The sequence below is a fragment of the Bradyrhizobium sp. LB8.2 genome (genome assembly GCF_040548035.1).
In the GTDB taxonomy this organism is placed as follows: Bacteria; Pseudomonadota; Alphaproteobacteria; order Rhizobiales; family Xanthobacteraceae; genus Bradyrhizobium.
Window position 1 is genome coordinate 17,193 of record NZ_JBEPQV010000050.1, and the last position, 22,391, is coordinate 39,583.

General features: G+C 64.1%; 17 protein-coding genes and 2 pseudogenes. 7 read left to right on the forward strand and 12 right to left on the reverse strand.

The features are described from left to right. Positions 1-77: 77 nt before the first annotated feature. Complete coding sequence (locus ABIB06_RS36605) at positions 78-860, reverse strand: enoyl-CoA hydratase/isomerase family protein (protein ID WP_354049781.1); 783 nt, start codon at positions 858-860, stop codon at positions 78-80. Positions 861-995: 135 nt separating this feature from the next. Further along, positions 996-3,086 (reverse strand): molybdopterin-dependent oxidoreductase, encoded by a 2,091-nt coding sequence (locus tag ABIB06_RS36610; RefSeq protein ID WP_354049780.1) that lies wholly within the window; start codon positions 3,084-3,086, stop codon positions 996-998. A 250-nt stretch (positions 3,087-3,336) separates the two neighbouring features. Here ABIB06_RS36610 and ABIB06_RS36615 point away from each other — a divergent pair, with 250 nt between their 5' ends. Genes ABIB06_RS36615 through ABIB06_RS36630 form a run of 4 tightly spaced genes read left to right on the forward strand, consistent with a single transcriptional unit; the run spans position 3,337 to position 7,606 of the window. Further along, positions 3,337-4,293 carry a Bug family tripartite tricarboxylate transporter substrate binding protein gene (locus tag ABIB06_RS36615; RefSeq protein WP_354049955.1) on the forward strand — a complete coding sequence of 319 codons (957 nt, stop codon included), beginning with the start codon at positions 3,337-3,339 and terminating at the stop codon, positions 4,291-4,293. A gap of 15 nt (positions 4,294-4,308) precedes the next feature. After that, on the forward strand, positions 4,309-4,779 hold the full coding sequence (locus ABIB06_RS36620; protein ID WP_354049779.1) for a (2Fe-2S)-binding protein: 471 nt from the start codon (positions 4,309-4,311) through the stop codon (positions 4,777-4,779). Next, on the forward strand, positions 4,776-6,911 hold the full coding sequence (locus ABIB06_RS36625; RefSeq protein WP_354049778.1) for a xanthine dehydrogenase family protein molybdopterin-binding subunit: 2,136 nt from the start codon (positions 4,776-4,778) through the stop codon (positions 6,909-6,911). Before ABIB06_RS36620 ends, ABIB06_RS36625 begins: the two co-directional genes overlap by 4 nt. Next, entirely contained in the window at positions 6,908-7,606 is a 699-nt protein-coding gene (locus ABIB06_RS36630) for a molybdate ABC transporter substrate-binding protein (RefSeq protein WP_247350742.1), read from the forward strand. The genes ABIB06_RS36625 and ABIB06_RS36630 overlap by 4 nt, the downstream gene beginning before the upstream one ends. Positions 7,607-7,615: 9 nt before the next feature. On the opposite strand, the gene ABIB06_RS36635 is transcribed toward ABIB06_RS36630, so the two are convergent. The 4 genes from ABIB06_RS36635 to ABIB06_RS36650 form a co-directional block, all read right to left on the reverse strand. Next, positions 7,616-8,422, reverse strand: coding sequence for an SDR family NAD(P)-dependent oxidoreductase (locus tag ABIB06_RS36635; RefSeq protein ID WP_354049777.1), 807 nt, complete (start codon positions 8,420-8,422; stop codon positions 7,616-7,618). A gap of 23 nt (positions 8,423-8,445) precedes the next feature. Next, positions 8,446-9,738: a TRAP transporter large permease gene (locus tag ABIB06_RS36640; RefSeq protein WP_247350737.1), complete on the reverse strand. Its 1,293-nt coding sequence runs from the start codon at positions 9,736-9,738 to the stop codon at positions 8,446-8,448. Next, positions 9,729-10,280 (reverse strand): TRAP transporter small permease, encoded by a 552-nt coding sequence (locus ABIB06_RS36645; protein ID WP_354049776.1) that lies wholly within the window; start codon positions 10,278-10,280, stop codon positions 9,729-9,731. The genes ABIB06_RS36640 and ABIB06_RS36645 overlap by 10 nt, the downstream gene beginning before the upstream one ends. A gap of 74 nt (positions 10,281-10,354) precedes the next feature. Then, positions 10,355-11,326, reverse strand: coding sequence for a TRAP transporter substrate-binding protein (locus tag ABIB06_RS36650; protein WP_354049775.1), 972 nt, complete (start codon positions 11,324-11,326; stop codon positions 10,355-10,357). Between the two features lie 320 nt (positions 11,327-11,646). On the opposite strand from ABIB06_RS36650, the gene ABIB06_RS36655 reads away from it, so the two are divergent. Further along, entirely contained in the window at positions 11,647-12,423 is a 777-nt protein-coding gene (locus ABIB06_RS36655; protein ID WP_354049774.1) for a cyclase family protein, read from the forward strand. Here the strand turns inward: ABIB06_RS36655 and ABIB06_RS36660 are convergent. The 4 genes and pseudogenes from ABIB06_RS36660 to ABIB06_RS36675 all read right to left on the reverse strand — a co-directional run bounded on the left by ABIB06_RS36660 (position 12,420) and on the right by ABIB06_RS36675 (position 17,146). After that, on the reverse strand, positions 12,420-13,148 hold the full coding sequence (locus ABIB06_RS36660) for a Crp/Fnr family transcriptional regulator (RefSeq protein WP_247350731.1): 729 nt from the start codon (positions 13,146-13,148) through the stop codon (positions 12,420-12,422). The two genes, ABIB06_RS36655 and ABIB06_RS36660, sit on opposite strands and share 4 nt — an antisense overlap. Positions 13,149-13,455: 307 nt before the next feature. Continuing rightward, positions 13,456-13,607: pseudogene (locus tag ABIB06_RS36665) on the reverse strand (cyclic nucleotide-binding domain-containing protein); the annotation flags it as partial. Continuing rightward, positions 13,606-16,299 (reverse strand): bifunctional acetate--CoA ligase family protein/GNAT family N-acetyltransferase, encoded by a 2,694-nt coding sequence (locus ABIB06_RS36670; protein WP_354049773.1) that lies wholly within the window; start codon positions 16,297-16,299, stop codon positions 13,606-13,608. The gene ABIB06_RS36670 and the pseudogene ABIB06_RS36665, both read right to left, overlap by 2 nt. Before the next feature lie 69 nt (positions 16,300-16,368). Continuing rightward, positions 16,369-17,146 (reverse strand): annotated as a pseudogene (locus tag ABIB06_RS36675) (universal stress protein). Positions 17,147-17,334: 188 nt separating this feature from the next. Between ABIB06_RS36675 and ABIB06_RS36680 the strand changes: the two are divergent. Together ABIB06_RS36680 and ABIB06_RS36685 are read left to right on the forward strand one after the other, a co-directional pair. Beyond that, positions 17,335-18,861, forward strand: coding sequence for a bifunctional aminoglycoside phosphotransferase/ATP-binding protein (locus ABIB06_RS36680; protein ID WP_354049772.1), 1,527 nt, complete (start codon positions 17,335-17,337; stop codon positions 18,859-18,861). Between the two features lie 42 nt (positions 18,862-18,903). Then, on the forward strand, positions 18,904-19,878 hold the full coding sequence (locus ABIB06_RS36685) for a CHAD domain-containing protein (RefSeq protein ID WP_354049771.1): 975 nt from the start codon (positions 18,904-18,906) through the stop codon (positions 19,876-19,878). Positions 19,879-19,914: 36 nt separating this feature from the next. Here ABIB06_RS36685 and ABIB06_RS36690 read toward each other — a convergent pair whose 3' ends face one another. Together ABIB06_RS36690 and ABIB06_RS36695 are read right to left on the reverse strand one after the other, a co-directional pair. Next, entirely contained in the window at positions 19,915-20,373 is a 459-nt protein-coding gene (locus ABIB06_RS36690) for a RidA family protein (protein WP_502916593.1), read from the reverse strand. A 19-nt stretch (positions 20,374-20,392) separates the two neighbouring features. After that, positions 20,393-22,084, reverse strand: a complete 1,692-nt coding sequence (locus ABIB06_RS36695) for a benzoate-CoA ligase family protein (protein ID WP_354049769.1) — start codon at positions 22,082-22,084, stop codon at positions 20,393-20,395. Between the last annotated feature and the right edge of the window lie 307 nt (positions 22,085-22,391).

Consider the following 22,391-nt stretch of genomic DNA (forward strand, 5'->3'; position numbering starts at 1 on the left):
ACTGCCTTCTGGGTCCCGGCTCTGCGCAGCAACGCAAGAGCGTTGCAGCGCGTCCGGGACACGAGAGCGGTGCGCCCTCACCGCCCCGTCCAAATCGGCTTGCGCTTTTCGCCGAACGCTTTCAGCCCTTCCTTGGCGTCCTCGGTCATGGCGAGCAGCGCGATCTGGCTTTCGGTGTAGGCGATGCTCTCGTCGAACGACATCGAGGCGATCAAGCGCATCGCGTATTTGCCGCGGCGGATCGCGGTCGGGGACTTGTCGACGATGCGGCCGATCAGCCAGTCTACCTTGGCATCCAGCTCGGCTGTGGGCACGACATAATTGAGCAAGCCTGCTCCTTGCGCCGCTTTCGCGTCGAACGGCTCGCCGGTCAGCGCCCATTCGTTGACGAGCCGAGGCGGCGCGATCGACTGCAACAGGCTCAACACTTGCATCGGAAACACGCCGACCTTCACCTCCGGCAGGCCGAAGATGACGTGATCGGCGCCGACCGCCATGTCGGTCATGCAGAGCAGGCCCATGCCGCCGGCCATGCAGACGCCGCCGACGCGCGCAATCGCCGGCTTGGTCGCGTTCTGCGACAAACGCAGCAGATCGGCATAGTCGACATTTGGTTTGGAATGGTCCATCGCGAAAGCCGCGCCGGAGTTCTGCAAATCCGCGCCGGCGCAGAACGCCTTCTCGCCCGCACCCGTCAGCACGATGACGCGGATGTCCTTGTCGTCATGCGCGTCGCGATAGCCGCGTGCGATGCCGGCGATCACCTCGCCATTCAGCGCATTGCGTTTCTCGGGCCGGTTGATGGTGATCCAGAGCGCCTGCCCGCGCTTCTCAGTAATCACGGCTGTGGTGCCGGTCATGGCGCACTCGCTTCCTTTAGTTCCCGTTTTGCAGCCATTTGCGGCAGCACTGGCGGAAGGTGCAAGGGCAATCTGCGGCGAGCCGCCGCTTTAGCGCCTCGACACAAACTTGAAAGGCGAACGAAGCGCGTGCGCTCAGGCCGCGACCGCTTTCCTGATCCAGACCTTGTTGTCGTGGAAAGCGGCTCCGCCGATCGGCGCGATGGTGTCCGCGCCCGTCAACATGTTGATGCCGCGGTTACCGATATGGTTCTTGTTGGGATGAACGGACTCCGCGATCAGCACACCACGGCGCACGCCCTCGAACAGAGTGGCAATCAGCGTGGTCTCGCCGCGGGTGTTGCCGAGCGTCACGGCGTCGCCGTCGGCGATGTCGAGCGCGGCCGCATCCAGGGGATGGATCATCACGCTCGCTTTGCCCTCGCGCGCCTGGGAGGACGGCGTCTCGTTGAAGGTGGTGTTGAGGAAGCTGCGCGACGGGCTGGTGGCAAGCCGGAACGGATGGGCCTGATCGGAGTGCTCGATCACCGCCCAATGGTCCGGCAGCGACGGCATCTTGTCGAAGTCCCCCATCGTCTGGCCGAACGGCGGATGCGCCCAATCGGCTTTGAAGTGGAATTTCCTGTCGGCATGGGCGAAGCCGTCGAGATAATGCGAGGTGCGGAAGTCCGGCTGCAGGTCGCGCCAGAGATCTGCTTCGAGGCCGGCAATGTCGCCGTGGTCGCTGAGCTTCAGCGTCGCGTCGATCAATTCGCGCGGCGTCAGCTCGAAGCCCGGATGCCTGGCGCCAAGCCGCGGCGCCAGCGCCTGCAGGACCTCGTGGTTGGAGCGGCATTCCCCGGGCGGATCGATCAGCTTCGGCCCGACCGAGATGTGCTGGTGGCCGCCGCCGTAATAGAGATCGTCGTGCTCCATGAACATCGTCGCCGGCAGCACGATGTCGGCCATCTCAGCCGTCTCGGTCATGAACTGCTCATGCACCGCGACGAACAGATCCTCGCGCGCAAAGCCCTGGCGCACCAGTGCCTGCTCCGGCGCCACCGTCATTGGATTGGTGTTCTGGATCAGCATCGCCTTGATCGGACCCTTGCCGTGCAGGGCCTCGGCATCACCGGTGAGGATGCGGCCGATCTGCGACTGGTCGAGCGCACGGATGGTCTGGTCGATGGCGTCGTGGCCTTCGATGATGGATTCGTTGAAGTGCCACAATGCGTAATTGTTGAAGAAGGCGCCGCCGCCTTCATATTGCCAGGCGCCGGTCACCGCGGGAATGCAGTTCGCGGCATGCATCTGCGCCGCGCCGTTGCGCGAGCGGGTGAAGCCGTAGCCAAGCCGGAAGAAGGTGCGCTTGGTTTCGCCGACCAATTTGGCAAAGGCCTCGATCTCCGCCACCGGCACGCCCGAGATCGCGGACGCCCATTCCGGCGTGCGCGTCTCCAGATGCGCCTCGAGCTCGTCAGGGCAATCGGTGTACTTGTCCATATAGGCGCGGTCGGCATAGCCGTCACGGAACAGGACATGCATCACGCCGCAGGCGAAGGCACCATCGGTGCCGGGCCGCAGGATGATCTTGATGTCGGCCTGCTTCATGGTTTCGTTGTCGTAGATGTCGACCGCCGCGATCTTGGCGCCGCGCTCCTTCCGCGCACGTGCCGCGTGCGTCATCACGTTGACCTGCGTGTTGACGGGATTGGTGCCCCAGATCACGACGAGGTCGGAGAGTGCCATCTCGCGCGGATCGACGCCGGCGATCTTGCCGGTGCCGATCGCGAACCCGATGCGCCCGACATTGGCGCAGATGGTCTGATAGAAGCGCGAATATTTCTTCACATGCGTAAGGCGATTGAGGCCGTCGCGCATCACCAGCCCCATCGTGCCGGCGTAATAATAGGGCCAGATCGATTCCGCGCCGAACTCGCGCTCGGCTTGATTGAAGCGACGCCCGATCTCGTCGAGCGCCTCGTCCCAGCTGATCCGCGCGAATTGGCCGGAACCCTTCGGCCCGGTGCGGCGCATCGGGTACATCAGCCTTTCTGGATGATGGATGCGCTCGGCATAACGGGCGACCTTGGCGCAGACCACGCCGGCCGTATAGGTCTGCTTTTTCGAACCGCGGACGCGGCCGATGCTGCGTCCCTCGACCACCTCGACATCGAGGGCACAGGCCGACGGGCAATCATGCGGGCAGGTGGAATGGCGGATTTCGATCTTGGCGTGCTGGTTCATGTCCAATTTCGTAACACCAAAATACCTGTCAGCCGAGCGTATTTATCCGGCAATGCCCATGCGATTTGCTCAAATCACGCGCCGCCGGTTCCTGCCGCGACCGCGAAGAACGGGGCCGCCACACCGAAAACCGCCCGATATTCCCGGCACGATCGGCTTTGTGAGCCGTCGACAGTCAGCCTCCCCTGCCGCTACAGTGCCGGCCAACAAAAGCGACTTCAGGGAGGTGGGTGTGAGGGCCCGACAATTTATGCTGGCGCTGGGCGCCGGCCTGCTCAGCGCATTCTCCGCAGCCCCGTCCCTGGCACAAGACTATCCCAACCACGCGGTCCGGATCGTCGTGCCCTTCGGCGCCGGCGGGCCGGCCGATGTCGCGGCCCGGCTGATCGGCAATGCGCTCCAGGAGAGTTTCGGCCAGCCCTTCGTGATCGAGAACCGAACCGGCGCGGGCGGCGTCATCGGCACGGTCGAAGCGGCGAAGTCGCCGGCCGACGGCTACACGCTGTTGATGATGTCCAACACCCAGACCGCAAACGAATCCCTGCTGACGCCGGATAAACGCAAATACGAGCTGATGCGTGACCTCGCGCCGATCACGCCGGTGAACTATTCCGATCTCGTCATCGTGGTGAACCCGCAAGTCGCAGCGAAGACACTGCTGGAGTTCGTCGCGCTCGCCAAGTCGCAGCCGGGCAAATTGAACTACGCGTCCTCCGGCCAGGGCACGCCCTATCACATGGCCGGGGAGCTGTTCAAAGCCATGGCCGGCATCGACCTCGTGCACGTCCCCTACCGCAACAGCGGCGAGGCGCGCAGCGGCGTGATCGGCGGGCAGGTGCAGATGATGATCGACGCAGTGCCGGCGATGGCGCCTAATATCGGCGAGAACCAGGTCCGCGCGCTCGCGACCACCGGCAAGCAGCGCTCAGCGGTGCTGCCGAACGTACCGACGGCGATCGAGGCGGGCGTAGCAGACTATGAAGCCACGATCTGGCTCGGCTTGATGGCTCCGGCCGGCACGCCGAAACCTGTTATCGACAAGCTCAATGCCGCCGTGAACGCGATGGTGAAACGCCCCGACATCGTAAAGCTCTGGACCGAGCAGGGTGCCGTGCCCATGTCGATGACGCCGGACGAATTTGAAACATTCCTGCGCGGCGACATCGAAAAATGGGCCGACGTCGTCAAGAAGTTCGACAAGTCCTGAGGCTGTAGAACGACAATGCCTACCATTCAATTCCAGCTCAACGGCGCGGCCACGTCCGTGGATTCCGATCCCGATCAGACGCTGCTCGATGTGCTGCGCGGCCGGCTCGGCGTCACCAGTCCGCATTTCGGTTGCGGAGCCGGCGAGTGCGGCGCCTGCTATGTCATGGTCGGCGACCGCGCGATGGCCTCCTGCGACTTGCCGATGTGGTCGGTCGCGGACAAGGACATCGTCACGGTCGAGGGCCTCGGCACGGCAGAGCAACCGCACCCGCTGCAACGTGCCTTTATCGCCGAACAGGCGATGCAATGCGGCTATTGCGTCTCCGGGATCCTGATCAGCGCGGCGGCGTTGCTGAAGCGCAATCCGTCGCCGACCGAGGCGGAGGTCAAAGCGGCGCTGGATCACAATCTGTGCCGCTGCGGATCGCACAACCGGATGGTCCGCGCCGTGCTGCGGGCGGCGTCGCAGATGGCGGCATCATGAGTACGGCGTCCCCTGCCCCGACACTGCCGGTCAGCCTTGCGGCCAATCCAAAGCTGTCCTCCTGGGTGAGGCTCATCGGCGTAGGCCGTATCGCGATCTCGCCCGGCAAGGTCGAGATCGGTCAGGGCATCGTCACGGCGCTGGCGCAGATCGCCGCCGACGAGCTCGACGTCGATATCATCAGGATCGAGATGATCCGTGCCTCCACAGCGACCAGCCCCAACGAGGGCGTCACCTCGGGCAGCCTCTCAATCCAGCAGTCCGGCCGCGCGCTGCGCCACGCCTGCGCCGAGGTGCGCCAGCGCTTCCTCGTCGCGGCATCGGAACGTCTCGGCGTCGATGCGTCGCTGCTCGAGATCGATGACGGCACGATCTCGGGCCCCGGCAATGTCAGGACCAGCTATTGGGAGCTTGCCGGCGACGTCTCGCTCGACCACGACGCCAATGCGGGCGCGACAACGAAGAACTTCGCCAAACGCGCTATCGCCGGACATTCGGTCCAGCGCGTCGATATTCCCGACAAGGTGTTCGCACGGCCGCGCTTCATCCATGACCATGCGCTGCCGGACCTGGTGCACGGACGCGTGTTGCGGCCGCACGTCTCGGGCGCCAAGCTGATCGCACTGGACGAAGCGGCCGCGCGCGCCGTTTCCGGCCTCGTCGCGATCGTCCGCGACGGCGGCTTTGCCGGCGTGGTTGCGGACAGCGAGGCAGCGGCGGAAACCGCGCTGAAAGCCTTGCGCAAGGGCGCGACATGGTCAGCCGGCGAACCGTTGCCCGATGAAAATGATCTGGCGGGCTTCCTGAAGAGCCAGCCGGTCGAGACTTATGTCATCGACACCAGGATGGCGGCAACGACAGGCAAGCCCATTCGGACTCTCCGCCGGCAATACACCCGCCCCTACATCGCGCATGCCTCGATCGCGCCTTCCTGCGCCATGGCACAATGGGCCGGCGACGATCGTGTCCACGTTTGGACGCACAGCCAGGGCGTTTACCTGCTGCGCGCCGATCTCGCGATCGTGCTCAAGCTGTTGGCCGAAAACATCGTGGTCGAGCACATGGAGGGTGCGGGCTGCTACGGGCACAATGCCGCCGACGACGTCGCGCTCGATGCCGTGCTGCTGGCGAAAGCGGCAGGCGGCCGTCCGGTGCGGGTGCAGTGGTCGCGCCAAGACGAGATGGCCCACGCGCCGTTTGGCGCAGCGATGGCGATCGAGGTCGAGGCTGATCTCGACGCGGACAACGAGATCGTCGGTTGGCGTCATGCGATCTGGAGCAACGGCCACGCGGCGCGACCGGGGCGCGCGGCACAGCCCGCGCTGCTTGCAGCGACCGAGATTGTGAACCCCTACCCCCGCATGATCTCGACCAACCCGCCCGCTGCCAACGGCGGCGGCGGCGATCGGAACTCCATTCCGCTCTACGACCTCCCAGCCTGGACGGTTACGAGCCACCGGCTGCTGACCATGCCGGTGCGGACCTCGGCGCTGCGGACACTCGGCGGACAAGGCAATGTGTTCGCCATCGAGTCCCTGCTCGACGAGATCGCCGCCCTGCGCGGCGAGGACCCGATCGCGTTCCGCTTGCGTCATCTGTGCGACGAGCGGGCGAAGGACGTCATCCGCGCCGCGGCACGACGCGCGCAGTGGAAACCGCAGAAGCAGTCCGGCACGGGCCACGGCGTCGGCTTCGCCCGCTACAAGAACACAGGGGCCTATTGCGCCGCGATTGCCGAGATCGAAGGCACTGATGACATCCGCGTCAAGCGGCTGACGCTTGCGGTCGATGTCGGCGAGGCCGTCAATCCGGACGGTGTCATCAACCAGATCGAGGGTGGCGCGATCCAGGCGACAAGCTGGGTGTTGAAGGAACGCGTCCGCTTCGACCGGATGCGGATCACATCGACGTCATGGACCGACTATCCGATCCTGACCTTCAGCGAGGTGCCGGCGGTGGATGTCGAGATCGTTCAGCGACCGGAGATCGAGCCGGCCGGCGCCGGCGAGGCCGCCCACGGCCCGGTGACGGCGGCGATCGCAAATGCCGTTTACGATTGCCTCGGCGTGCGCGTGCGCGACCTGCCGATCACGCGCGCCAAGATCATCGCAGCCATGGAGCTAGCATCGTGACGACAGTGAATGTTTTGAGCGGAGGTGCGGCGCAAGGCCTGGTACGCGGCCTCAGCGAGCCCTTCAAGGCGCAGACCGGCCTCGGTATCGACGGTGAGTTCGGCGCGGTCGGCATCATGGCCGACAAGCTGCGCGCGGGGACGGCGGCCGATCTCGTCATCCTGACGCAGGCGCTGCTTGCGAAGCTCGCGGAGGAGAAGCTCGTCACCCCCTCCTCCATCGCAGATGTCGGCCGGGTCGAGACCGCGCTGGCGGTCCGCAGCCGCGATCCCAAGGTGACGGTGAAGACCGAGGCCAATTTGCGCGAAGTGCTGCGCAGCGCCGACGCAATCTACGTCCCGGATACCAGAGCCTCGACAGCGGGACAGCACGTCGCAAAAGTCCTGGATCAGCTCGGCATCGCCTATGAGGTTGCTTCGCGCCTCAAGATTTTTCCCAATGGCGCGGCCGCGATGCGGGAGCTTGCGTCATCGACCGCGACGCGTCCGATCGGCTGCACCCAGGCGACCGAGATCATCGCGACCGACGGCATCGCGCTATCAGGGGCGTTGCCGCCGGGCTGCGAGCTCGTGACGATGTACACGGCCGGCGTGACCACGCGGGCCGCGCATCCGCAAGAAGCGGCCGCGCTGATCGCGCTGCTGACCGGCGCAGATCACAAGGAACTGCGCCAGCGTGCAGGCTTCACCGGCTAGACAACCGCCCTATTTGTGCAGCTGGGTGAGGCCGGTCGGCGGCCCGTCCACCGCGGTCCAGCCGCCGTCGACGAACAGCGTGCTGCCGCTGACATAGCTTGCGGCGTCCGAGGCGAGATAGGCGACGGCGGTCGCGACCTCGTCGGCGCTGCTCCAGCGGTTGAACACGGTGTGGCCGGCGTAAAGATTGTAGATGTCTGGACGCTGCTTGAACGGGCCGGTCAGCGCGGTCTCGGCGATGCTCGGCGCGATCGCATTGACGCGCACGCCGGAGCGTCCGACCTCGGAAGCAAACCCCTTCACCAGCAGGCCGATGGCCGCCTTGGTCGAGCCGTAGACGCCCAGGCCCGGCTCGATGGTCACCGCACGCACCGAGGAGCAGGCAATGATGCTGCCGCCCTTCTGCTCGACCATGATGCGGCCGAACGCCTGGAAGAACCAGACCGTGCCTTTGACGTTGAGGTTGAGGACGCGGTCGAGATCCTCCTCGGTATAGTCGAGGATGGTCTTGCGAATGTTGAGCCCGGGCGTGGTCACCGCGATATCGAGCCGCGGAAATTTCTGCATCACGGTTTTGGCCAGCGCATTGACGTCCGCAGCGCTCGCGGCGTCACACGCAGCCGCCTCGGCCCAGCCGCCCTTGTCGCGAATGCCGGCGGCGGTCGCTTCGGCGGCATCAAGCGCGCGATCGGCGCAGACGACACGGGCACCGAGCCCGGCCAGCGCCTCGGCTGACGATTTGCCGATGCCCGATGCGGCGCCGAGCACCACGGCGGTCTTGCCGGTGAGATCGAAGAGCTTGCGATAGTCAGTCACGGATAGATTCTCCTGTGTTGCTGCTATCCCTTGTAGCCCATCAGCAGGCGGGGTAGCCACAGCGAGAAGGCGGGAACGTAGGTCACGAACATCAGAGCTGCGATCAGAGCGGCGTAGAACGGCAGGATGGTGCGCATCACCGCGCCCACCGAGATGCCACCGATGGCGCAGCCTACGAACTGCGTGGTTCCGACCGGCGGGGTGTTCAGCCCCAGCGCGCAGTTGATCAGCATCAGCATGCCGAACTGCACCGGATCCATGCCCGCCTTCATCGCGATCGGCAGGAAGATCGGCGTGCAGATCAGGATGGTCGCGGCCATGTCCATGAACGTGCCGAGCACGAACAGGATGACGTTGATGAGCAGGAAGATGACCCAGGGCTGCGTCGAGACCTTGCTCATCATGTCGCCGGCGAAATCGGCCACCTCATATAATCCCATCAGATACTGAAACATGGTGGAGACGCCGATCAGCAGCAGCACCACGCCCGTCGTCTTCACCGCCTTGGCCGCGGCGCGCAGGAAGTTCGGCAAGGTCATGGTGCGGTAGATGAAGAACGTCAGCAGGATCGTGTAGGTGACCGCGACGGCCGCGGATTCGGTTGCCGTGAACACGCCCGAGAGGATGCCTGAGAGGATGATGCCGACGATCAGAAGGCCAGGCAGAGCGGCCGCAAACGAGCGAAAAACCGCGGGCCAGCCCGGGAACTTGCCGGCCGGATAGCCTCGCTTCACCGCGACCCCGTAAGCGGCGGCCAGCATGCACACCATCAGCACGAGCGCCGGCAGCAGGCCGGCGGCGATCAGCGCGCCGATCGATACCTTGCCGCCGGCGGCGAGCGCATAGATGATCATGTTGTGACTGGTCGGCATCAGCGCTCCGACCAGCGAGGCATGGGTGGTGACGTTGACGGCGTAGTCGGTGTCGAAGCCTTCCTTTTTCATCATGGGGATCATCACGGCCCCCATTGCCGACACGTCAGCCACGGGCGAACCGGAGACGCCGCCGAACAGCGTGCAGGCGACCACGTTCGACATGCCGAGCCCGCCGCGGATGTGCCCGACGAGATTCTTGGCGAGCTGCACGATTTTGTCGGCGACGCCGCCATGCAGCATCAGCTCACCGCTGAAGACGAAGAACGGGATGGCGAGGAAGGAGAAGATGTTCATCCCCGACATCATCTGCTGGAAGATGACGGCGACCGGCAGGCCTTCGTAGAGGATGGTGCAAATCGCCGAGAGACCGATCGCGAAGGCAACGGGTACACCGATGACGAGAAAGCCGAAGAAAGTGGCGCCGAGAATGATCAATTCCATGAGGGGACGACCTCTTCGCCGCGCAGGAGAGCAATGATGTGCTCGATTGAAAAGGAAACGATCAAGACGCCGGAGGCGATCAGCGGCACGTAGCGGATGACCTCCGGCAGGCCGAGATTGGGGATCTTCACCGTTCCGACCGACGCCCCGAGGATCCAGCCGTTGTAGGCCATCGCAATGCCGAACACGGCCACCAGGACGTGGATCACGAGTTCGATCTTCTCACGCACTTGATCAGGAAGCATCACCAGCAAGCTGTCCATTCCGATGTGTCCGGCATCGCGTACGCCGACAGCGGCGCCGATCAGCGTGACATACAGGATCAGAACCAGCGCAAGGTTCTCCGTCCAGGTCGGGCTGGAATTCAGCACGTAACGTCCGAACACCTGGTAGAACACGATGGTGACAATGGCGAGCAGCCCGGTCACCGACAGATACATCCCCGCGCGAGCGACGACGGCATTGATCCGCGACAGCAAGCCGGTAGACGGGCGTTCGGCTACCTCCCCCTGCTCGTGGCTTGCGACGTGTGGGTCTGTCATCCAGGTCTCCCTTGCGCGTCTCCTTGCGGAGGTCCGGTGTCGCCATTCGGCGACGCCGGACCGACGCTATGGTCTTACTTCGTGTCCTGGATCCGCTTGACGAGGCCCTTCAGCTTCTCGTCACCGGCGAACTTGTCGTACACCGGCTTCATCGCATCGACGAATTCCGCCTTGTTGGCGATCGTCACGACCTGAACGCCGGCCGCCTCAACCGTCTTGCGGGACGCCTGCTCACGCTCGTCCCAGAGCTTGCGCATGACGGGCACCGATTCCTTGGCCGCCTTGCGGACCATCGCCTGATCTTCCTTGCTCAGCGTGTCCCAGACCGTCTTGGACATCACGAGAACTTCGGGCGCCAGGGAGTGCTCGGTGACGTTGTAGAACTTGGCGGCCTCGAAATGGCGCGAGGATTCGTAAGAGGGCCAGTTGTTCTCGGCAGCGTCCACCAGACCCGTCTTGAGCGCGGTGTAAACCTCGCCATACGGCATCGGCGTCGGGTTGGCCCCGAGGCTCTGGATCATGCCGACCCACAGGTCGGATTGCTGGACGCGGATCTTCAGTCCCTTGAGGTCGGCGAGCGACTTGATCGGTGCCTTAACGGTGTAGATGGACCGGGCGCCGCTGTCATAATAGGCGAGGCCGATCAGGCCTGCGGGCGCCATAGCCGCCAGGATCTCGTCGCCGATCGGCCCGTCAAGGACCGTGCGCATGTGCTGCGTGTCCCGGAAGATGAAGGGCAGGCACAACGCGATGGTTTCCGGCACGAAGTTGTTCAAGGGCGATGCGTTGATCCGCATCATGTCGAGTGCGCCGATCTTGAGCTGCTCGATGGTGTCCTTCTCGGAGCCCAGGGCTCCGTTGGGAAACACCTTCACACCAAGCTTGCCGCCGCTCGCCGTCGCGAGCTGCTTGGCCATGAACTTGACGGCCTCGACGGTCGGATAATCAGCGGGATGGATGTCGGCGGAACGGAAATCGCGTGCGGTCGCCAAGGGGGCTGAGACCGCAAGCAGAGCGGCTGCAATGATGCCGGTGAGTGTCTTCATCTGGGCTTCCTCCTGAGGTGATTATATCGTTGGGCAGATGCTGTGGGCCGCCTTGGGTCGCTCCACTTCAGGTGTGAAGTCAAGCGCCATTGTCGTCCGTAGGGCGGGCGGCATTCTGAGTCCAAGCCAAATCCGGCATCGATCAATGCTAGAGTTGCATCGATGGATCAAGCGGGTTCGAGGCAATCTGGGAATAGTCAGCTTTTTCCGAAACCATCTGGCCGCCTGCCGCGGGAAACGTTCACGCGCGTCGCTTGACGCCCCCGGTGCGGCCCCTCCAAGATGCTTCGAAACAAAACGGACCGTCCCGAGGAACACCCATGTCGCGGAAGCTGATCGACATCTCCGTGCCGCTCAGAAACGACGTGACGGCCGATCCCCCGGGCAATCACCCGACGATCCAGTATATCGATCACCAGCAAGGCCTGCCGCGCATGCTGCAGTTCTTCGACGGCCTCAAGGCGCAAGACCTGCCGGACGGCCAGGGCTGGGCCGTCGAGCAAGTCTCGCTGTCGACCCATAACGGCACGCATCTCGATGCGCCCTGGCACTTCCATCCGACCATGAATCGCGGCGAGCGGTCATGGACGATCGACGAGGTGCCGCTGGAATGGTGCTTTCAGCCCGGCGTGAAGCTCGACTTCCGGCATCTGCCCGACGGTTATGTCGCGAGCGCCGACGACGTCGAGAAGGAGTTGAGCCGGATCGGGCACACGCTGTCGCCGCTGGAGATCGTCGTCGTCAACACGAGCGCCGGCGCCAAATTCGGCCGCGCCGAATACGTCAACTCCGGTTGTGGCATGGGCTATGAGGCCACCATGTATCTGCTCGAACGCGGCGTGCGGCTGACCGGCACCGACGGCTGGAGCTGGGACGCGCCGTTCGTCTATACCGCGAAGAAATATGCGGAAACAAAAAATGCCGGCCTGATCTGGGAAGGCCACAAGGCGGGACGGCACATCGGCTATTGCCATCTCGAGAAGCTGCACAATCTCGACCAGCTGCCCTCGACCGGGTTCACGGTGTCATGCTTTCCGGTGAAGATCGAGCGTGCCTCCGCAGGCTGGACCCGCGCAGTCGCAATCATCGACAGCTAGTTACCGTCGAGGCCGCTCTCGGCGAGTTCGCGCAAGGCATCAATGTCGAGCACGACGATGGCGCCGTGCTCGAGGCGAACCCAGTTGCGACCTGCCCAGACGCGCAATTGCTTGTTGATACTCTCGCGCGTCATCCCCACCATCTCGCTGATCTCCTGCTGCGTGATGGTGAGCGTGCCGCTGCCGGAGTCGAGCTTGCGCTCCTCAGTGAGACCGAGCAGCGCGCTCGCGAGCCGACCCGGTAGATCTTGCAGGATCACCTGCTCGACTTGCTGGCTGGTCCAGCGCAAGCGCGCGCAGAGCAGCTCGATGAATTTCATCGCCAGCGCCGGCTGGCTCTTCACGAACGGCAGGAAGTCCCGGCGGTCGATGATGTAGAGCTCGCAATTGGTGTTGGCGGTCGCGTCGGCCGACCTTGGCGCGCCGTCGAGCACGGCGATCTCGCCAAAGATTTCTCCAGGACCGATCAGGTTGAGAATGGCATTCCGCCCATCAGGCGACGAAGAGGAAATCTTCACTGTCCCGGCGATCACCGCGAACAAATTGTTTCCGGGATCGCCCTTGGCGGCGATCGTCGCACCGCGCTTCACCATGGTGTGCTTGGCGTAGCGGCAGAGCTGATCAAGCGCGTCCGGCTCCAGATCCGCGAAGATCGGGTGCTTGCGTAGGACCGATAGTTTGTTGCCCGCCGACTGTCGCGGGTCGCCGGTCTTGTCCTGAGGCACGCCGCGGGGCTCCTAAGACTGCAAGGCACTGAAGTTCCTGCGTAGTCAACGTTATCAGGCTTTTCAACCAGAAAGCACGCGCGCATCTGTAGGCAAATGCCGCGAAAATGCGGCGGTCGGGCCCCTAGTCGGCATCCGAAGGATGCGCCGATGCATTTGATAGATGCAGAGTTGCAGGTAACGCAATTCTTATTGCGTTGAGACGCTGCCGACCGCCCGGAGCTGGCCCGGGTGAGCATCGCGATTTGGCGCGCCAGATCAGACGATGATCGCGCGAGGGTCTGCGAGAGCGTTGTGGACAGAAGGTCAGGCCGCGGCCAGAGCCTCGACGCCGGCCGTCGGGCAGCAGCTTGTATAGCCGCATGACGCCCTCGAGGAGATTGTAGAACGAGGTTGTGATGTCCTCCTCGGAGAACACGTCTCGCCGGAGGCAAAATGGACGCGGCGTCCGAGATGCTCAGAGTTTCAGCCTGACGTCGCAAATATCGGGCTCGGCGGGATCCGGCCTCACCTCGAAGCCGAGCTGGCGACACATCTCAAGCATCGTGGTGTTCTCCCTGAGAACATCACCGGAGATCGCTTTGAGCCCTTCCGACTTCGCGTAGTCGATGATCAGTTGCATCAGCGCCCAGCCCAGCCCCCTGCCCTTGAGATCGGACCGCAGCAGGATCGCGTATTCGCCGCTCTCGTAGATCGAGTCCGAATGGAGCCGGACCACGCCGACCATCTCGCCGGTCGCCTCGTCGAATGCGATAAATGCCATCGCGCGCGCATAGTCGAGCTGGGTCAGGCGCGCGATGAACTCGTGGGTGAACTCCTTCATCGGCGCGAAGAAACGCAGGCGAAGGTCGTGCGCCGTGACGTGACGCAGGAATTCGTGGATGGTCGGCTCGTCTTCGGGACGCAAGGGCCGCACGAAGATGCGCCAGCCGTCCTTGAGCTCGAGGCGGCGTTCCCATTGCGACGGATAGGCCCGAACGGCGAAGTTGGCAGGACCTGAGCCGGCAAACTTCCGTTGCGGCGACCCGACCGCGACGCGGGCATCGACCGCGGTGACGCCGGTTTCATCCGCGAGCAGCGGATTGATGTCGAATTCGCGGATCTCGGGAATGTCGGCGGCCATCTGCGCCAGCTTGACCAGGACCATGGCGACGGCGTCGGGCTTCACCGCCGGCACGTCCCGGTAAGCGCGAAGCAGCCGTGACACGCGCGTGCGGTCGATCAGGTCGCGGGCCAGTTGCAGATCGAGCGGCGGCAGCGCAAGCGCCCTGTCGTTGATGATCTCGACCGCGATCCCGCCGCGGCCGAAGACAACGACGGTGCCGAAGGTGGGATCGTCGGCGAGGCCCAGGATCAGCTCGCGCGCCTTCGCCTTGACGACCATCGCCTGCACGATGACGCCCTCGACGCGAGCTTCGGGAAGCAGCTTCCTTGCCCGAGCGATAATGTCGGTGGCAGCGGTGCGCACCGCCTCGGGCACGGTGAGATTGAGCACGACGCCGCCAACATCGGATTTGTGGACGATGTCGCGCGACATGATTTTCAACACGACGGTGGCGCCTTGCGCGAAGATTTCTTTCGCGTAGGCTACCGCCTGCTCGACATCAGTGGCGGCATAGGTCGGAACCATTGCGATGTCATAAGCCTCCAGCAGAAGCTTGATCTCGACGGGTTCGAGCCATTCGCGACCGTCGGCGATCGCAGACGTAACAATCTGCCTGGCAGCCTGGGCGTCAGGCACGAACGTATCGGGCATCGCCGGAGGAACCTGGCTCAGCTCCTCCACGACTTCGCGATGCCTCACGAGGTACATGAAGCCGCGTACCGCGTCGTCTTCGGTTGGATAGTTCGGAATGCCGGCGCCAGACAGTGTTTCGATGATGTTCTGGTCTGCTCCGATCCACGAGGCGAGCACGGGCTTGGCCCAACTGCGGTGCTTCTGGCGATATGCCTTGACGCGTTCGGTCACCATCGTTGCGATATCGGCAGCCGAGGCGATCGCGGTCTGCACATTGAGGACCAGGACAGCGTCATTGCCGGAATCGGCGAGCAGCACCTCCAGCGCCGCCGCATAGCGCGACGCATCGGCGTCGCCCACGATGTCGACGGGATTAGCGCCGGACCAGGTCGGCGGCAGCGCATCATCGAGCTTCTTGCGGGCCTCCGCCGAGATGCCCGCCGGAATGCCGCCGAGCTCGACCAATCGGTCAATGGCGAGGACGCCGATCCCGCCGCCATTGGTCAGGATGGCGAGGCGCTTTCCGGCCGGGGATTCGACGCGGCCGAGCGTCTCGGCGCAATCGAACAGCTCGCGCAGATTGGAGACCCGCAGGACGCCCGCGCGGCGGAACGCCGCGTCATAGACGGCGTCGGCGCCCGCGAGCGCACCGGTGTGGGTGGCTGCCGCCCTCGCGCCCTGCGCCATGCGGCCGGATTTGACCACGACGACCGGCTTCACGCGCGCCGCGGCGCGCGCTGCCGACATGAACTTCCGCGCGTCCTTGATGGCCTCGATATAGAGCAGGATCGCACGAGTCTTGTGATCCATCGCGAAATAGTCGAGCAGATCGGCAATATCGACGTCAATCTGATTGCCGATCGAGATGATGCCGGAGAAGCCGACGCCGCGCTGCGCGGCCCAATCGACCATGCCGGCCGCGATGGCACCTGATTGCGAAATCAGCGCGAGATTTCCGGCGCCCGGCATGTGCGCGGCAAAACTCGCATTGAGGCTCACGCCGGGCATCATGATGCCGAGGCAGTTCGGCCCGATCAGCCGCATGCCGAATTTGCGTGCCGCCGCGATGGCGGCCTCGTGCGGGGACCCCGGTCCGTGACCGAGCCCGGCCGAGACGATCAGCGCGCCCGCCGAGCCGCGACGGCCGGCTTGATCGATAATGTCGGGAACCGCGCGCGCCGGCGCGGTGATGACCACGAGTTCCGGCACGAACGACAGCTTGTCGAGGCTGTCCACCGCCGCGACGCCGCCGATCTCGGCATGGCGCGAATTGACGAGGCCGAACTGCCCCGTGAATTCAGCCTTCCGAATGTTCTCCAGAATGGCGCGTCCAACGGAGACCGGGCGGGCGCTCGCACCGACGAGCGCAACGGAACGCGGCGACAACAGGTTCTTCAGACGATAAGTTGACATGAAAGCAAATGCGCCCGGTCGGTGGCGGTTCCGATGGTTGACGATCAGGCCGACAAACTGGCTACCCGCCTAGTGCGAGATCATAACCCAGCACGGTGGCTCGCCAATGACGGTCTTTGTCACACCGCCCCAAACGATCTCGTTCAGGCGCGAATGATGGTAGGCACCCATCACGATCGCATCGATGGCATGGGAATTCGCCCAGCTTCCCAGCACCTTGCCGATCGAACTGCCGCTGCCCGTCGTGGTTTCGAACGAGGCGTAGATCCCGTGCTCCCTTAAGTGATCGACCAAAGCCGCCCCGGATTGCACGATCCGGTCGGACTTGTCGTCCGCCACGGTCACCACGCGGACCGAGGTAGCTGCCTGAAGGATAGGCAGCGCGTCACCGACCGCTCGCGCCGCACGCGCGGAGTGATCCCATGCGATCATGACGTTCTCGAATTCCGGTCGCAATTCGTTCACATGCTGCTCCGGGCAGAGCAGCACTGGCCGCCCGGATTCGAACAGGAGCGTCTCGATGATGTGCTCGGTCCGGCTGTCGTGCGGCTTCACGGGGACCAGCGTGAGATCGCTGAAACGCCCGTGCTCGGCTAGGATTGACGCGATCTGGTCGGCCGGCATCTTGGCCGACCGGCTTTGAGCGCGAATGTTGGCGCGGGAGGTCGCATGGCTGAACGCATTCAGCAGCTGCTGCCTTCGGCCGCACGAAAACATCCTCTTCGAGTGCCAGCGCGGTGATCCTGGCGCCCAGGTCGGCGGCAACGGCAACGCATTTCTCGATCGCAGCAAGGGCCGGCTCGCGCGGCTGGCCGACAAGCGGCAGAAAGACGTCCTTGATGGGCATCGGGATTCTCCTTTGACCGCTAGATTAGGCTCGGCTTCGTCGGGACGCTTGATCCTCGTCAAGCCCGGGGAACTCCGCCAGCCGGGACGGGCGTTGACCAAGGTCAAGGACTGGCCGCGATCTCCTCCTAAGGGTTAACCTGTCGCTTGGTGGACCGCCTTTCGATGCATGTGGAAGTGCGAACTGGAATGACAGAGGATTCTGCGACCCAGGACCGGATCTTTGCGGCGCTCACCGATTCTGCCATGCATCCAGGCGTGAGGCGGATCGATACGCACGCAGCTTCGGTTTTTCTCGAAGGCAGGCGCGCACTGAAAATCAAGCGCGCCGTGCAGTTTCCGTTCCTTGATTATTCGACGCTCGAGAAGCGCAAGGCGGCGTGCGAGGAGGAGCTCAGGATCAACCGGCCGCTGGCGCCGCAGATCTATCATCGGGTCGTGGCGATCACGGAAGAGCCCGACGGATCGGTGAAGGTCGACGGCCCCGGCCGGCCGATCGAGTATGCGGTCGAGATGTCGCGCTTCGACGAGAGCCGGACGCTGGACCATCTGGCGAAGGCCGGTCCGCTGGATGCTAATTTTGCCTCGGCTGTCGCCGACGCCATCGTGGCTTCGCATGCCGCGGCGATCCCCGCCGACGGCGAGGCATGGGTTTCCTCCATCCCCGGGCTGATCGACGGCAACAGCAATGGCCTGCGGACCGGCTTCGAAGCCGGAGAGATTGCACGGCTCGGTACAGCCTCGCTCGCGATGTTCAGGGGCCTCCGTCCGCTGCTCATAGAGCGCAGCCGTCAGGGCTTCGTGCGCCGCTGCCACGGCGACCTGCATCTTGCGAACATCGTGTCGATCGACAAGAAGCCGGTGCTGTTCGACGCCATCGAGTTTGACGCCCAGATCGCAACCATCGACGTGCTCTACGATCTCGCATTCACGCTGATGGACCTGCTGCGCCATGATCAACGATACGCGGCCAACATCGTGCTGAACCGTTATCTCGCCGCGACGCCGCCCGAAAATCTCGACGCGCTCTCCGCATTGCCGCTGTTCATGTCCGTCCGGGCCGCGATCCGCGCCCAGGTGGCCCTGGCACGGCTGAAGCCGTCACATTCTAGTAATCCCGGCATCGTGGACGACGCACGGCGCTATTTTGGCCTCGCCCGGGCGCTGATCCACCCTCCCGCTCCCCGCCTGATCGCGGTCGGCGGACTGTCAGGCACCGGAAAGACGATTTTGGCACGCGCACTCGCACCGGTCGTTACGCCGCAGCCGGGGGCCGTCGTGCTGCGCAGCGACGTCGTCCGCAAGCAGATGTTCGGGGTCGAGGAGACGCACAAGCTGCCGGCATCCGCATACACGCCGGAGGTTACAGCCCGCGTTTACGACATGTTGGCTCAGCACGCCCGGCGGGTGCTGGCGCAAGGCCATTCGGCGATCATCGACGGCGTATTCGCCCGTGAGGACGAACGAGACGCGGTCGCCGCACTGGCACGCGAGCGCAACGTTCCGCTGAGCGGCTTATTTCTCGTTGCGGACCTCGCGATCCGGCAGGCGCGGATCGGCAGCCGCCGCGGCGACGCATCCGACGCCACGCAAGAGGTTGCCGCGCTGCAAGAGCACTATAATATCGGCCATGTCGGTTGGGCGACCATCGATGCATCCGGGACGCAAGAGCAGACGCTCCAGAACTGCCGGGACGCGATCGCCGAGAGCAAGTAAGGCAATCTGCAGATAAGGCAATCCGTTTTGACGCGGGTAAGGATGGCGCGACCCAGCACGAGTTCGACGGCGGCCGCGCGCGCCAAGCCTGCGGCGAAGCGCAACGCCCTGCCCGGCCGGCTCAGCCCCGGCATGGTCTGCGACACGGCCTTCCGCATCATTGCCCGCCGTCACCTCGACGCCGTTCTTGCCCAGCATGACGGCACCTGCCGCGGCGATCCAGAGGCGCTGCACCAGATCCGAATCGCACTGACGCATCTACGCACCGCCATCCGCTTCTTCTCGCCGATGGTGGATGACGCCCTGCGCCCGCAGGTCTGGACCGAACTGAAATGGCTGAACAGCCAACTCGGCATGGTGCGGGACCTCGACGTGGCGATCGAGCGGGTCATCGCCGAGAGCGGCGGCGAGTTGACCGTGATTGCCGAACTTCAGCACTGGGACGAGAAGCGCGCCGAGAGCCATCGTCTGCTGGCGCGTGCGCTGCAATCCGCGCGATATCGCCGTCTCGTCGAGCAGACCTCCAGCTGGATCGAGAGCGGCCCCTGGTCGACCCGGCGCAGCAAGGAGGCCATCCGGTTACGCCGCTGCCCGCTTGCCGACCACGCGACGGCGCAACTCACGGAGTGGGAAACGACGCTGCTCAAGAAGGCGCGCAAGCTCCGCAAGCTCAACGTCGAGGAACGGCACAGGCTGCGGCTTCTCAACAAGCGGCTGACCTATTCGATCGAGTCGCTGGAGGACCTGTTCGCCGACGACACGTTGACGAAGCAGAAGTCGATCCTCAAGCAATTGCGCAAGGCGCAAAAGTCGCTGGGACAGTTGAACGACGATGCGCGAGGGCAGACCCTGGCCGCGTCGCTGAACGAGGCCGTCCCCGAGGCGGGCATTCGCTTCCTCAGCCGCAAGCGGGAAAAGAAGCTGTTGCGGACCGCCTCGGACGCCTACCGGAAACTGGACAAGGCCAAGCCGTTCCGCTCCGCCGACCTTGCGCCGAATGCGGAGCCTGAGGATTAGGTGATCTCGCCAAGGCGAGCTGAAACCGGGCACGGCTCAGCGCGGAATGACGGCGGTGGCTTCGATTTCGACGCGCGCCGCCTTCTCGACGAGGCGGACCACCTGAACCAGCGCCATCGCCGGATAGTGCGCGCCGAAGATGGTGCGGTAGGCCTTGCCGAGCTCTTTGAGGTTCGTCAGGTACTCGTCCATGTCGACGACGTACCAGGTCAGCCGCACCAAATGCTTGGGCTGCGCACCGGCCTCCGCGAGGATCGCGGCGATGTTGCCCAGGGTTTGGCGCACCTGCGCGACAAAACCCTCCGCGAGACGTTCCTCGGCATCCCAGCCGATCACGCCGCCAGTGACGACGATGCGTCCCTCGGCGGCCATGCCGTTGGCATAGCCTTTCGGCACCGGCCAACCAGACGGCTGAAGTACCTGCGCCCTGGAGCGGGTTTCGTCCTCGGCTGCTGTCGGCAGCACCGCGAGGTGCGGGCCTTTCGGCGTCGTCACGGACAATTCTCTATCCTTCTCATTCCGCCGCGACGCCAGAGGACGTCACTGCGGCTTGCGCCAGTTGCCGCAGGGCGAAGCGTTTTAACTTGCCAGTCTCGGTCTTCGGTAGCTGCGTCACGAACTCGATCGCGCGCGGATATTTGTATGGCGCGATCTCGCGCTTGACATGCTCCTGCAACGCGGTGACCAGCTGAGCGTCGGGCGTCACGCCAGGCGCGGCAATGACATAGGCCTTCACGATCATGCCGCGCGCCTCGTCCGGCGCACCGACGACCCCGCACTCGACGACGGAGGGATGCGTGAGCAGCGCCGCCTCGACGTCCGTGCCTGCGATGTTGTAGCCGGCCGACACGATCATGTCGTCCGAGCGCGACTGGTACCAGAAATAGCCGTCGCTATCCATCAGATAGGTGTCGCCCGTGATGTTCCAGCCGTTCTGGACGTATTTGCGCTGCCGCTCGTCGGCGAGATAGCGGCAGCCCGTCGGCCCGCGTACCGCGAGCTGTCCTATCGTGCCGGGCGGCAAATCATTGCCGGAATCGTCGACGATCTTCGCTTCATACCCCGGCACCGGCTTGCCTGTCGCACCCGGGCGAATCTCGTCCTCGGTGGCGCTGATGAAGATATGCAGCAGCTCGGTCGAACCGATGCCGTCCATCAGCTTGATGCCGGTCGCCTTCAGCCAGGCATCGAATGTCGGCTTGGGCAGCGTCTCGCCGGCGGACACGCATTTGCGGAGCGTGGAAATGTCGCGGCCCGGGAGCTTGCCGATCATCGCCCGGTACGCGGTCGGCGCGGTGAAGCAGACCGTGATCTTGTGCTGCTCGATGGCGTTCAGAATGTCGTCGGGCGCTGTCTTCTCCAGAACGACGAAGGAGGCGCCGATGTGCATCGGAAACAGCACGCCACCGAAGCCAAACGTGAAGGCGAGCGGTGCCGAGCCGACGAAGCGATCCTTCTGCTCCGCACGCAAGATGTTGCGCGCATAACCATCGCAGACCGCCAGCATGTCGCGGTGGAAATGCATGGTGCCTTTGGGATCGCCGGTCGTGCCCGACGTGAAGGCGATCAGGCAGATGTCGTCGGAAGCAGTATCGACAGCTCTGAACTCCGGGCTCGCCTCCGCCATCAGCGCCTCGAGCGAGTCGCCGGCCCCGTTGCCCCAATAGACCACGTGCCTGAGGCCGGGTGCCGCGGCTTTCGCCTTCTCCATTTCCTCGGCGAGTTTTCCATCGCAGAGCGCCAGTGTGATCTCCGCCTTCTGGATCGGATATGACAGCTCCTTGGCGCGGAGCAATGGCATGGTCGCGACGACGATGCCGCCAGCCTTGATCACCGCGAGGTAGGTCGCAACCATCATCGGATTGTTGGCCGAGCGCAACAGCACGCGTTCGCCGGTCACAAGACCAAGCCTGCCGACCAGTACATTGGCGATGCGGTTCACGAGCTCTTGTAACTCGCGATAGGTGTAGCTGCCAGCGGGGCTGATGACGCAAGGGGCGTCGCCATGTCCCTGCTCGACCCAGCGGTCGAGGAAATAGCTGACGCAGTTCAAGCGGGGCGGATATTGCAGCTCGGGACGCGAGAAAATGAATTCGGGCAAAAACTCTCGCGGCGGCAGATGTTGCCGCGCGAACGCATCGACATGAGCCGTTGCGGCGTTGCCGTCATGCGAGCCCGAGACTTGAACCTTGGCGGCGTTGGCCATCGCACGCTCCTTTCGGCATGGAAAGCACCCGGCAGCACTAACTTGAAAACATTTTATGCTTAAAACAATTTGGTGCAATAGCGGATTTTGGGCATCCTGTGCTTTTTTCCTGCAGCAAATGGGATTGGCGGGGCGTCAGCCCGTGGACCTAGCAGTCTGCTGAAAAACCTTGAAATGGAGAATTTTCATTTTTCCGCCGGTCGTTTTTGGAGCGGCGCGGTAGAGTTGGATGTAATTTCTAGCTTGTTATTGAGTGTGCCCCGGCGCGGGGTGGCTATGCGGCGAGCAGTTTTGGAATTCGGATCAG

Coding starts and splice junctions, on each gene's coding strand:
- ABIB06_RS36650 (WP_354049775.1), bottom strand. CDS start 11,326: ATGAAGACACTCACCGGCATCATTGCAGCCGCTCTGCTTGCGGTCTCA.
- ABIB06_RS36680 (WP_354049772.1), top strand. CDS start 17,335: ATGACAGAGGATTCTGCGACCCAGGACCGGATCTTTGCGGCGCTCACC.
- ABIB06_RS36695 (WP_354049769.1), bottom strand. CDS start 22,084: ATGGCCAACGCCGCCAAGGTTCAAGTCTCGGGCTCGCATGACGGCAAC.
- ABIB06_RS36615 (WP_354049955.1), top strand. CDS start 3,337: ATGCTGGCGCTGGGCGCCGGCCTGCTCAGCGCATTCTCCGCAGCCCCG.
- ABIB06_RS36610 (WP_354049780.1), bottom strand. CDS start 3,086: ATGAACCAGCACGCCAAGATCGAAATCCGCCATTCCACCTGCCCGCAT.
- ABIB06_RS36605 (WP_354049781.1), bottom strand. CDS start 860: ATGACCGGCACCACAGCCGTGATTACTGAGAAGCGCGGGCAGGCGCTC.
- ABIB06_RS36655 (WP_354049774.1), top strand. CDS start 11,647: ATGTCGCGGAAGCTGATCGACATCTCCGTGCCGCTCAGAAACGACGTG.
- ABIB06_RS36625 (WP_354049778.1), top strand. CDS start 4,776: ATGAGTACGGCGTCCCCTGCCCCGACACTGCCGGTCAGCCTTGCGGCC.
- ABIB06_RS36685 (WP_354049771.1), top strand. CDS start 18,904: ATGGCGCGACCCAGCACGAGTTCGACGGCGGCCGCGCGCGCCAAGCCT.
- ABIB06_RS36670 (WP_354049773.1), bottom strand. CDS start 16,299: ATGTCAACTTATCGTCTGAAGAACCTGTTGTCGCCGCGTTCCGTTGCG.
- ABIB06_RS36640 (WP_247350737.1), bottom strand. CDS start 9,738: ATGGAATTGATCATTCTCGGCGCCACTTTCTTCGGCTTTCTCGTCATC.
- ABIB06_RS36645 (WP_354049776.1), bottom strand. CDS start 10,280: ATGACAGACCCACACGTCGCAAGCCACGAGCAGGGGGAGGTAGCCGAA.
- ABIB06_RS36620 (WP_354049779.1), top strand. CDS start 4,309: ATGCCTACCATTCAATTCCAGCTCAACGGCGCGGCCACGTCCGTGGAT.